General features: G+C 69.1%; 12 protein-coding genes. 4 read left to right on the forward strand and 8 right to left on the reverse strand.

The window, feature by feature from the left end; all coding sequences use genetic code 11:
- From Q7W02_28705 to Q7W02_28735, 7 genes are all read right to left on the reverse strand, one after another.
- Window positions 1-1038: DUF222 domain-containing protein (locus Q7W02_28705; GenBank protein ID MDO8480107.1), on the reverse strand; the 1038-nt coding region annotated here is incomplete at its 3' end.
- A gap of 280 nt (window positions 1039-1318) precedes the next feature.
- Window positions 1319-1564, reverse strand: a complete 246-nt coding sequence (locus Q7W02_28710) for an Lrp/AsnC ligand binding domain-containing protein (GenBank protein MDO8480108.1) — start codon at window positions 1562-1564, stop codon at window positions 1319-1321.
- Window positions 1561-2496 carry a creatininase family protein gene (locus Q7W02_28715; protein MDO8480109.1) on the reverse strand — a complete coding sequence of 312 codons (936 nt, stop codon included), beginning with the start codon at window positions 2494-2496 and terminating at the stop codon, window positions 1561-1563. Before Q7W02_28715 ends, Q7W02_28710 begins: the two co-directional genes overlap by 4 nt.
- Window positions 2493-3884, reverse strand: a complete 1392-nt coding sequence (locus tag Q7W02_28720) for a lysophospholipid acyltransferase family protein (protein MDO8480110.1) — start codon at window positions 3882-3884, stop codon at window positions 2493-2495. The genes Q7W02_28715 and Q7W02_28720 overlap by 4 nt, the downstream gene beginning before the upstream one ends.
- The gene (locus Q7W02_28725) at window positions 3884-4609 is read right to left on the reverse strand and encodes a DUF488 family protein (GenBank protein ID MDO8480111.1); all 726 of its coding nucleotides are present in this window, start codon (window positions 4607-4609) and stop codon (window positions 3884-3886) included. Before Q7W02_28725 ends, Q7W02_28720 begins: the two co-directional genes overlap by 1 nt.
- Window positions 4610-4957 (reverse strand): YbjQ family protein, encoded by a 348-nt coding sequence (locus Q7W02_28730; GenBank protein MDO8480112.1) that lies wholly within the window; start codon window positions 4955-4957, stop codon window positions 4610-4612.
- Window positions 4958-4967: 10 nt separating this feature from the next.
- On the reverse strand, window positions 4968-5381 hold the full coding sequence (locus Q7W02_28735; GenBank protein ID MDO8480113.1) for a RidA family protein: 414 nt from the start codon (window positions 5379-5381) through the stop codon (window positions 4968-4970).
- A gap of 80 nt (window positions 5382-5461) precedes the next feature.
- Between Q7W02_28735 and Q7W02_28740 the strand changes: the two genes are divergently transcribed.
- Window positions 5462-6748, forward strand: coding sequence for an acetyl-CoA hydrolase/transferase C-terminal domain-containing protein (locus tag Q7W02_28740; protein ID MDO8480114.1), 1287 nt, complete (start codon window positions 5462-5464; stop codon window positions 6746-6748).
- Here Q7W02_28740 and Q7W02_28745 read toward each other — a convergent pair.
- Complete coding sequence (locus Q7W02_28745) at window positions 6738-6908, reverse strand: Rdx family protein (protein ID MDO8480115.1); 171 nt, start codon at window positions 6906-6908, stop codon at window positions 6738-6740. The genes Q7W02_28740 and Q7W02_28745 overlap by 11 nt on opposite strands.
- A gap of 125 nt (window positions 6909-7033) precedes the next feature.
- Here Q7W02_28745 and Q7W02_28750 point away from each other — a divergent pair, with 125 nt between their 5' ends.
- The 3 genes from Q7W02_28750 (at window position 7034) to Q7W02_28760 (ending at window position 10360) form a co-directional block, all read left to right on the forward strand.
- Window positions 7034-8026 carry a nucleoside hydrolase gene (locus tag Q7W02_28750; GenBank protein MDO8480116.1) on the forward strand — a complete coding sequence of 331 codons (993 nt, stop codon included), beginning with the start codon at window positions 7034-7036 and terminating at the stop codon, window positions 8024-8026.
- Window positions 8008-8937 carry a ribokinase gene (rbsK, locus tag Q7W02_28755; protein ID MDO8480117.1) on the forward strand — a complete coding sequence of 310 codons (930 nt, stop codon included), beginning with the start codon at window positions 8008-8010 and terminating at the stop codon, window positions 8935-8937. The genes Q7W02_28750 and rbsK overlap by 19 nt, the downstream gene beginning before the upstream one ends.
- 670 nt (window positions 8938-9607) lie before the next feature.
- Complete coding sequence (locus Q7W02_28760; protein MDO8480118.1) at window positions 9608-10360, forward strand: ABC transporter substrate-binding protein; 753 nt, start codon at window positions 9608-9610, stop codon at window positions 10358-10360.
- Window positions 10361-10521 lie beyond the last annotated feature (161 nt).

Genomic DNA, 10521 nt, shown 5'->3' on the forward strand with positions numbered 1-10521 from the left:
ACCGCCGTGCGCCCAATGGCGGAGATGATGCCCCTGGCCATTGCTCACGCCGCAGCCGGGGAACCGGCAGCCCCGGTCCCGATGGTGGAGCGCTCGCCGCAAGGCGGGGGGAATCGTCCGCGTCCGGGCCCCGATCTCGACCACGCGGCCCTCCTCGTCATGGCGCATCACCACCCGGCTCGCGTCACAGGCCAGGCGCCGGGACGTTTCCGCGGAAACGCGCGCGCCATCTTCGAGGACGGACTGGCCCGGCTGATCCGGCTCGGCCAGGGCCTGGGCGTCGATGTGGACCACCACCTGGTAGCGCTCGCCCGGGGTGCCCGGATCGAGGCCGTGGTGGAGCGCCGTCTCCGCCAGGAGCGCCAGGGCATCGGCCTGCCGCTGGGCCATCGAGGGCGTTTCCGCGGAAACGCCCATGGGCCCGGCGTCCCCGTCCGGCACGCGGGCCCGCTGGTACAGGGCTTCGCGCGCGGCGGCCAGCGCCTGTATGAACAGCGCGCCTATTTCAGGCTCGAGCCGTCCCCGGAGGACGACCATGCCGTCCTCGTCCTGGGAGACGTGCAGGGCCCGGCCCGCATGCCGCAGCGCGGTCTCCCGCGCCTCGGCCCGCCGGTCTACCACCCGCCAGCCGCGCACGATTCGCTCGACGTGGGCGGCCGTGCCCGCGCGCCCCACACCGAGGAGCCGCGCTTCGGTCTCGGGCGTGGCCACACGGGTGAGGGCGCGGACCTTGGCGTACGACAGCTCCCCGCGGGCCAGGGCCTCGGCGAGGAGGGGCAACGTCTCAATGGCGCGCGCCACCCGGACCCGTTCACGGGCCGCGCCCAGGTCGAGCCCCACCCGCCAGGAGAGCCAGGCGGCGCAGGAGCGGAAGCCCGTGTTCCATCCCCCCCGGGCGTCGAACTCCCGGATCATGGAGAGCAGGCGCGCGGTGGCGGCGTCGAGGTGCGCGGACAACTCGGCGATCTCGTCGCCGAGCCGATCGAGCTCCGCAAAGGGATGCTGCGAGGCGGTCACAGGTGCGACATGGCTCTGCATGGCGAGCCCTCCTGCGCCGACTCTACACCCCGGTATCCGCGCCTCCGTCGAGCAGCTGGGGCGAGTGTTTTTGAGACGGGGAATGATTTTTGAGTCGGCGCCGCTCGATTGTGTGCAGTGGAGCGAGTATGGACCGCTGGGCCGGTACCTTCAGAGCGCTGCCGGCGCGTGACCACAGCGCCCCGCAGAATCTGTCAAGCGGAAAAGCGCGGCGTGACGATCACCCACCGCTAGGCCGCCCCTCACCCTGCCCTCTCCCCGGTGGGGAGAGGGATTTTGCCTACCCCACGGTCACGGCGACGCACGTCGTGGTGCGGGTGACGCCGTCGATGATGCCGATGGCGTCGGTGACGAGGCTGCCGATCGCGTCGAGGGTCTGGCCCTCGACCACTGCGATGAAGTCGTAGGGGCCGGTGACGGCATCCATCGCCGACACGCTGGCGCGCGGGCTCTTGACCTTTGCGAGCGCCTTCTTGACCTGCTTGGTCTTGCCGGCCGCCGTTTCGATCAACACGTAAGCTTTCATGTCTTGCCTCCTTGGGTCTTCTTCTTCGAGAACAGCAACGCGAGGGCGACCGCCCCGACGCCGGCGGCAACGGGCCAGAAGTTGGTTCGGAAGAAGGGCATGGCGAAGAACGGCGAGCGGCCGCGCGAGGGCCGGAGGCGCCCGTCCAGGAGGCCCCGCACGAGATCCATCGCTTCGTCCATGAGGACGGTCAGCGTCGCCTTGGCGAACTCCGGGTCGGCCAGCGCGGGATGGCCCACGTACCCTTGCCCGCCGTTCCTCACCGGATAGTTGGGGATGAGCCGGTGCGCCATGGAGTAGCGGGCGGCCGGGAGATCGCGCCAGCCGTCACCGACCAGGTCGGGCCGGAGCAGGAGCATCATCGAGGTTTCCCACCAGCCGCCGTGCGCGTCCTCTGAGAAAGCCTCCCGCTCCTCGTCCGTGATGGGCCGGCCCAGCGCGGCTTCGAACTTGGGCACGTAGCGCCCCGACATGAGCCCCCAGGCGAGGTAGCCCGTGACCGACGCCATGGTCACCCCGTAGCGACGCGAGACGATGGCCGAGGCCTCTTCGAGAGCAACCAGGTGCCCAGGTCCCCCGTGGCCGTTCGAGATCAGCAGGTGGCGGAACCCTGCGCGGGCGAGCGCGCTGCCGTAGTCCACGAGCAGGTCCCGCACCACGCGCTGGCGCATGGTGACGGTGCCCACCGTCTCGAAGGCGAAGGTGCCGAGGTGGAGCGTCGGCGCCAGGACCACGTGCCAGCCCGGACGCTCGGCGACGAGGCGCTCGGCCATCGCCTGGGCGAAGTACCGGCCCGTGTAGGCATCGACGCCGAGGGGCAGGTGAGGGCCGTGAGTCTCGAGCGGGCTCGCGGTCAGGATGACCACGGTGCTCTCGCGCGGCAGCGCGTCGAGCGCCGGGCTCGAGATCTCTTCGAGGAGGTGGATGCTCAAAAGCTCGATCCTTTCGTGGCCGCGAGGTAGTCGTTCTTCGCGCGCTCGAGCAGCGCGATGATCTGCCGGCGCTCGGCGAGGACCCGCGTGGCCGTCTGGTGACGCGTCAGCGCGAGGAGCCCGAAGCCCAGCTGAGCCCGGAAGCCGCCGAGGCCTCTCAGGTAATGGTACGCGAGGATGCTGGTCACCGGAAGGGAGAGGAGAAAGGCCAGCGCCCAGAGCGCGCCGCCGACGCGCCAGACGAGCCACGTCTCGAGGCCCCAGAAGAGCGGCAGGGCGAACACGCTGACGAGGAGCCGCGTCGTGGCGTAGTTGGTTTCCTTGGTCGCCGTGCGCCGGGCGATCCAGCGCGGCACGAGGTACGGCAACCCGCTGGTCAGCGCCCCGTAGGCGAAGACCGGCAGCCCGACGGCGGCCTTCCACCCGCGCTGCAGGCGCCGGCGCGCCGGGCGGCGCGAGAGGCGCTCACGCACGGCCTGGTCCTTGATCGCGTAGGCCGCCAGCGTGGCGCGGTAGCGCTCGATGTGCTCGCGGAGCTCCTCGAGCCGCTCCGGCGCGTGCGTCTCGAAGTAGGCCGCGGCGTCCGCGATGGAGCGGGAGAGGCGGACGGTGTCGATCTGCCCCGTGGAGAAGCCGCGCTCCTCCTGGAGCTCGACCACGAGCTGGTCGCGGTAGAGACCCTCGACCTCGCGGACCAGCGCGGCGTGCTCGAACCGCTCCACGTGGACGATCTGCGCCTCCATGGTCCACTGGATAGCCGTGGTCAGCTCGTCCACGGCCTTCAGCGGGTCCTGGACGTAGAGATCGAGATAGGGCGCCAGCGCCAGGGGCTCGCCGAAGGCGACGCGCACCCTCCCCCCGAAGGACTTCCGCGCGTCGAAGGCGAGGCCCGTCGGGATCAGGACGAGGGGCTCGCCGGGCGCACCGTTCCGCCGCCGCGACTCGTAGTCGAGGGCAATGCGCGCCGCCCCGGTCTTGATCCGTTGGACGCGGGACTCGGCGTGGGTCGTGCCCTCGGGATAGATGCCGATGAGGCCGCCGGCGGCGAGCGTCGTGACGCAGGCTTCGAAGGTCGAGACGTTCTTGTCCATCTTGTCGGGGTCGTCCTGGCGCCGGTAGACGGGGATGGCGCCGACGGCCTTGAGGAAGCGCGCCATGATCGGGTTTCTGAACAGCGCCGCCGTCGCCAGGTAGTGCACCTTTCGGTCGACGACCGCCCCCACGAGCAGCGAGTCGATCAGGTTGTTGGGGTGATTGATGCACAGGAGCACCGGGCCCCGGTGCGGCACGCCAGCCGCGTTGCGCACGTCCACGGAGCGGAAGAGGAACCACACCCAGAAGCGCCCGACCAGCCTCACCAGGGCGTAGAACGGGTCGGGCTTGTCCATCACTTGCTCAGGAATTGCTTGAGGGTCGCGGTGAAGAGCTTCGGGCGCTCGGTCGCCTTGCCGCCCGTGAAGTCCACCCGCGTGCCCCGCTCGCTCTTGTGGTCTGCCGGGTCGAGGCGGGCGGTGATCCGCAGGCTGGCCGGTCCCGCGCGGACCAGCAGCCCCTCGCCGCGGCTCTCGTCGGCCAGGCGGGTGACGATGACGTAGAGCCCGGCGGCGTCGGTCTCGCCCTTGTAGGACAGTCCCGTCTTCTGGCGGGTGACCTCGAGCCCGACCCCCTTCCGCGGCCTGCCGGCGGCGTCCTTGACATAGCCCAGCACGGTGTAGCGGTACTGCGCCTCGTGCTCGGCCAAGACCGGCGGCGCGAGGAGGCCGACGATCAGAAGAACGCCGAGGGCGGCGCGGAGCAGGCTCCTGTGGCAGCGCTTCTCGTCCTCGCAGGAGCAGAGGACGGTGACGCGGCCCCGCTTCACCATCGCCCGGAGGCGCCCGAGCGCGGAGGCCGCCGGCTCGCGCTTGAGGCCGGCCACGTAGCGGCGCCGCATCTCGGGCCAGCCGATGCGCCCCGCCTTGAAGGCGCGGAGATTGGTGACCTCGGCGCCAAGGTCTTTCAGCCATAGATCGACGGCTTTCCCCTTGATGCCGCGCGGCCAGAGCCGCATCACGAGCACGCGCGTCCCGTCGGCCCGCAGAGGCTTGTCGTAGACGCGCTTGGTCCGCAGCATCTAGCGCGGGGGCGGCGGAGGCTCGATGACGACCGCCGTGCCGTACGCCAGGACCTCGGTCACGCCCGGCGCCACGTCGTTGGCGTCGTAGCGCATGCCGATGATGGCGTTGGCGCCCGCGGCCGCGGCGTGCTCGAGCATGAGCTGGAAGGCTTCCTCGCGCGCCCGCTCGCACAGCTCCGTGTACAGCGTGATGTTGCCGCCGAAGAGCGTCTGGATCATGGCGCCGAAGTTGACGAGGATGTTGCGGGAGCGCACCGTGATGCCCCGGACCACACCACGGTTGGCGGCGATCCGGTAGCCGTCGAAGGTGAAGGCCGTGGTGACCCACTGGCGGGGGATGGGCATGGGCGTCTCGTCAGTCCACCACGGCCACGGCCTCGATCTCGATGAGGCAGCCCTGGTCGTCGTCGTAGAGGCCCTTGACCTCGAGGAACGTCATGGCGGGGTAGTGCCGGCCGAAGAACTCGCGGTAGACGGGGCCGATCTCCTTGGCGCGCGCCTTGTACGCCGACTTGTCGAGGACGAAGATGGTGAGCTTCACGACGTCGTTGAGCTGGCCCGCGCGCGCCAGCAGCACAGCCTTGAGGTTCTGGCAGATCTGCCTGAACTGCGCCACGATGTCGCCCGGCCCGACGAGCTTGCCGTCCTTGTCGAGGGCGACCTGCCCGGCGACGTAGAGCGTCTTGCCGCCCTGGACTTCGATCCCGTGGGAGTAGCCGGCGGGCTTGGCGAGGCTGGGCGGGTTGACGGGCTGCACGAGCTTGGCCATGGATCTCTCCTCGGGACTCTCGGCCTCGGGTCTCTCGGATTGTGCGCTGTGTTCGGGCGCGATTATACTACCCGCGCCTCATGTCCCGTCCCTTCGAGAAGGTCGCGCTGGCCGATGCCGTGGGTCGCCTCCGCCCGGGCATGAAAGTGCTGCTCCCGGCAGGGTGCGGTGATCCGACGGCGCTGCTCGCGGAGATCCTCCGCCAGGCGGATCGTCTCGCTCCGCTGACGCTCATGGGGGGCTTGCGCCTCGACGACTACCCGTTCGCCGCGCCCGAGTACGCGGGCAAGCTGCGGTTCGCGACGTGGCACCACTCGCCGAAGCTCGCGCAGGCCCAAGCGCGAGGCGACGTGGATTTCGTCCCCATCCGGTACTTCGACACGGTCAGCGTCTTCGCCGAGGGGGGCGCGTGGGCGCCCGACGCCGTGGTCGTCCACTGCGCGCCTCCCGACGGTGTGGGCGACGGCGCGGGCTACCTCTCGCTCGGCGTCTCCGTCAGCTACTCGCTCGTCGCGGCCCGGCGCGCCCCGCTGGTGATCGCCCAGGTCAATCCCCGGATGCCCAGAACGCTCGGGAACGCATTTCTTCACCGCTCCCAGATCGATTGCTGGGCGGAGGCCGAGCACCCACTGGCGGAGTACCCGCCCACGCCCGTCGGCGACGTCGAGCGCAGGATCGCGGAACAGGTTGCCGACCTCGTCCCCGACGGATCCACGGTGCAGGTGGGGGTGGGCTCGATCCCCCAGGCGGTGATGGAGGCGCTCTCGGGGAAACGCGACCTCGGCGTCCACTCGCTGCTGGTGGACCACATGCTGCCGCTGATCGAATCGGGCGTGATCAACAACTCCCGGAAGCGGCTCCACCGCGGGCGCATGGACGTCGGCGAGATCATGGGCACGGAGCGGCTCTTCCGCTGGGCCCACGACAATCCCATGCTCAACATGGAGCCGTCCGACATCGTCCACGACCCGCGCGTGGTCGGGACCCTCGGCGACTTCGTCTCGATCAACTCGGCCATCGAGGTGGATCTCCTGGGGCAAGTCAATGCCGAGAGCGTGGAGGGGCGGCAGGTTACGGGCATCGGCGGGCAGTTCGATTTCGTCCTGGGGGCTCGGCAGGCGACGGGTGGGCGATCGGTCATCGCGCTGCCGTCCACGGGGCGCCAGGGCACGGTGTCCCGGATCGTGGCGCGCTTGCCGGCGGGGGCGCGGGTGACGACGCCGCGCTTCATCGCGGACTACGTGGTGACCGAGTGGGGGGCGGCTTCGCTCCGCGGAAAAAGCGACGCCGGGAGGGCGCGGGAGCTGTGCCGCGTCGCCCACCCGGCGTTCAGGGAATCGTTGGAGCGAGGGGCCGCTACGTCTTGAGCTTGTCGATCTCGGCGAAGACCTCAGCGTCCTCGGGGAACCGGTAGGTGACCAGGTTGTCCCAGACGCGCTTGCCGTCGACGTCCACGAAGAAGACGCCGCCCCCGCTCTCCTTGAGCTCGGCGGTGATGCCGTACTTGGTCTTGATGGCGGCCTGCAAACTGGAGGCCTGGGGGAGGAAGTTTCACTCCCCGCAATACGTGATCAGGATGTTCATCCGGCCCTCCTTCGTTCGTTGTGATAACCGCCGGTGCTTATGATACGGAGCCGCGCCCGGGGTGTCAATTGACCACTCCCATCCTCATCGACACCGATCCCGGCATCGACGACGCTCTCGCCATCCTCCTGGCTCTCGGCTCGCCGGAGGTTTCCGTGGAGGCCATCACCACGGTGGCGGGCAATGTCGAGGTCGACCTCGCCACCGCCAACGTCTTCCGCGTCCTTGATGTGGCACGCCCTTGGGACGTTGCGCGCCCCGGGCGCCGCCCCCGTGTGGCGCGGGGCGCCACCGCCCCGCTCGTCGGCCCGCTTCTGACAGCAGCTCACGTCCACGGTGAGGACGGCCTCGGCAACCTCGGCGGATTGTGGGAACCCGACGGACGACCGCGATACCCCGAGCCGTCCCATACGCTTCAGATGCTCGACGGGGCGGATTTGATTCTCGAGACGGCGGATCGCTTCGCGGGGCGCCTCGTGGTCGTCGCCCTGGGGCCCCTGACCAATGTTGCCCTGGCGCTCCGGCGTGACCCTAGGCGCCTGGCCCAGGCGGCCCGGATCGTCGTGATGGGCGGGGCCGTGGCGGTACCGGGCAATGTCACGGCGGCCGCCGAGTTCAACATGCACGTGGACCCCGAAGCCGCGGCTCTAGTCTTCGCCTCCGGGCTGCCGATCGAGCTCGTGCCCCTCGACGTGACGCGCCGAGTGGTGCTGACCCGGGCCGATCTCCGCGCCGCGCTTGGGCGCCACGGCGGCAGCACGGCGCGCTTCATCGAGGACTTCACCGCCCACGGCTTCGACTTCGAGACGCAGCGTGGGGATGGCGGCATGGCGCTCCACGACCCGCTCGCTGTCGGCGTGGCGATGGACCCGAGCCTCGTCACGCTCGAGCCGCTTCACGTCGCCGTCGAGTGCGAGGGACGCCTGACGCGGGGGATGACCGTGGCGGACAGGCGGCCGCACCGCGACAGGCCCGCGCCCACGTGCCGCGCCGCCCTGGACGTGGACGCCCCGCGCTTTCTGCAGCTCTTCCTGGAGCGGGTGTGTCGCGCATCTGCGTGATCGGCTCGGCGAACGTGGACTACACCGTGGCGCTGCCACGCCTGCCGTCTCCGGGCGAGACGGTCTCCGGCGGCACGCTGCTCGTCAACCTGGGCGGCAAGGGCGCCAATCAGGCAGTGGCGGCGCGGCGACTGGGCGGCGAGGTGAGGATGATCGGCTGCGTGGGGGACGACGCCGACGGCAGGCGCATCAGGGAAAGCTTGGCGGCTGCCGGCATCGGCGTTGACGGTCTCTTGACGTCGCGCGAGGCCGCCACCGGCATCGCGCTCATCATGGTGGACGCGCAGGGGCGCAACCAGATCGCGGTCGCGCCCGGCGCCAACCACCGCCTCACCGTGGAGATGGTCGCGCCCTACGTCGAGAGCATCGCATGGGCGGACGTCGTCGCGTGCCAGCTCGAGACGCCGCTGCCGGTGGTCCGCTGGGCTCTCGGGGAAGCGCGGCGCCATGACGTCACGACCATCCTCAATCCCGCGCCGGTTCAGCCGCTCGACTCCGAGATCCTCGCCCTCGTGGACTTCCTCACCCCCAACGAGCACGAAGCGGCGCATCTCACGGACCTGGCCGTGGACTCGCTCGAGTCCGCGCGCGCGGCCGCGGGCCGCCTGCTCGCCTCGGGGGCGGGGGCGGTGCTGGTGACGCTGGGCGAGCGGGGCGTCCTGGCCTGCGCCGGCGACGGTGCCGCGCACTTTCCCGCCTTCCCCGTGGAGGCGGTGGACACGACGGCGGCGGGAGATGCCTTCAACGGGGCGCTGGCGGTGGGGCTCGCGGCGGGCGGCACCCTCGAGCAGGCTATCCCGCTCGCCAACGCCGCGGCCGCGCTCGCGTGCACCAAGCGCGGGGCGCAGGACTCGCTGCCCGGCCGCGCGGAAGTCGAGGCCTTCCTCCGCTCCCTCGGCGGGTCGCCCTAGCAGCGGTTGTTCCTACGCTGTATCGCTTTCTGGGGATTGGCGCGCTCCACCGCGCTGCGCAGGGCGGATGCAGCTGGACGAGATCGGGGTCAGGTCTTGCAATCATACATTTCCCGCTTGGCTCCACCGCCGCGAGCGGCGAGTTTCCAAGGCCCGATGTCGGATTGCAAGACCTGACCCCAGCTTCCTCTGTTAGACTTCCGCCCAGCCTGTAAGGAGGGCTCCGGCATGGACCCGACCCGATTGCCCCACGTCCCTCATCTGATCGCTCCAGATGCCCAGACAGCTTGTTACCAACCCTAGCTCAAGGTGCGGGTGCTGATCCGGGTGGCGCTCACGATGCGCTGGACGGCTGAAGACTGGCCTGAGATACGACAGCACCTCGAGTGGCTCCTGGCCGAGGAGTCTCGCCTACGGCGACATGGGTGGCTGAACTGAGCGGGAGGACCCATTGATAGACCGCCGCACGTTTCTTGCTGGCACTGGGGCGGTTCTCCTTGTTGCGCCGCTCGCCGCCGAGGCCCAGAATCCAGGGAAGATTGCTCGCGTAGGATATCTGATTTTCGGTCCAGCTAGTCGAGCTCCGAGCCGGGATGAGATAGCGAAAGCGGCAGCGACGAATCCGTTCTGGATGGGGATGAAAGAGTTCGGCTGGGTCGAAGGCTAAAACCTGTTTGTCGAGCGGCGGCGGGGTGAGTCAGCTGATCAGCTTCGCGCAGCCGTCGCCGACCTGGTGCGCCTTCAGGTCGACGTACTCGTCGTTTTCGGCACCGGCATGGCAAACACCGCCCAGATGGAAACGAAGACCATCCCCATCGTGATCCAGAACGCCGGCGGTGATCTCGTCGCCGCAGGGCTCGTCGCAAACCTCGCAAGGCCTGGCGGTAATATCACGGGTGTGCAGATTCTTTCGGACGATCTCATCTCGAAGCGACTCGAGCTTCTCAAAGCGCTCGTACCGAATCTTTCAAGGGTCGCGTTCCTTGGGGAGGATGTCACTAACGCCGCACTCCCCCAGCTACTCGCTCGCTACGTCCAACAGGCCGCGGTCGCGGCCCGAACCTTGGGCATAGAGCTTCATCCCATCATCGTGCACCAACCGGCGGACCTCGCCCCCGCCTTCCGCGACATGACTAAGAAAGGCGACCAAGGGCTTTTAGCAATGGCGTCGCTCTTCTTGCTCTTGTACAGAAAGGACATCATCGCTCTCGCCGCCAAGCACCGGATCGCCACGATCTATGAATTCCAACTGCATCCAGAGCAAGGGGGCCTCATGTCTTATGGTGTATATGATTCTGAGGTGCGGCGCCGTGAGGCCTTTTTAGTCGACAAGATTCTCAGAGGGGCCAAGCCCGGAAACCTTCCCATCGAGCAGCCCACGAAGTTCGAGCTGGTCATCAACCGTGCGTCCAGAGAAAGCTGACGTGTTCAGCGGGAGGCAGTCCCGCCGGGGTAAGAGCCAGAGCCCCGTAACTTGGATGGCAGGGTGGAGGGAAACCGAGACCCTGAAGCCCATCGACAAAGCCATCGAAAGGATGGTGAGTGAGTCCCCGGGCCGTAACGAAAGTGAACGTACAGGTGGCC

The sequence above is a fragment of the Candidatus Rokuibacteriota bacterium genome (assembly GCA_030647435.1).
Lineage (GTDB): Bacteria > Methylomirabilota > Methylomirabilia > Rokubacteriales > CSP1-6 > AR37.

What these genes read in the sequence shown, in the direction of transcription:
- Q7W02_28725 (MDO8480111.1), bottom strand. Translation starts at nt 4,609, where the DNA reads ATGCTGCGGACCAAGCGCGTCTACGACAAGCCTCTGCGGGCCGACGGG.
- Q7W02_28720 (MDO8480110.1), bottom strand. Translation starts at nt 3,884, where the DNA reads ATGGACAAGCCCGACCCGTTCTACGCCCTGGTGAGGCTGGTCGGGCGC.
- Q7W02_28730 (MDO8480112.1), bottom strand. Translation starts at nt 4,957, where the DNA reads ATGCCCATCCCCCGCCAGTGGGTCACCACGGCCTTCACCTTCGACGGC.
- Q7W02_28710 (MDO8480108.1), bottom strand. Translation starts at nt 1,564, where the DNA reads ATGAAAGCTTACGTGTTGATCGAAACGGCGGCCGGCAAGACCAAGCAG.
- Q7W02_28740 (MDO8480114.1), top strand. Translation starts at nt 5,462, where the DNA reads ATGTCCCGTCCCTTCGAGAAGGTCGCGCTGGCCGATGCCGTGGGTCGC.
- Q7W02_28735 (MDO8480113.1), bottom strand. Translation starts at nt 5,381, where the DNA reads ATGGCCAAGCTCGTGCAGCCCGTCAACCCGCCCAGCCTCGCCAAGCCC.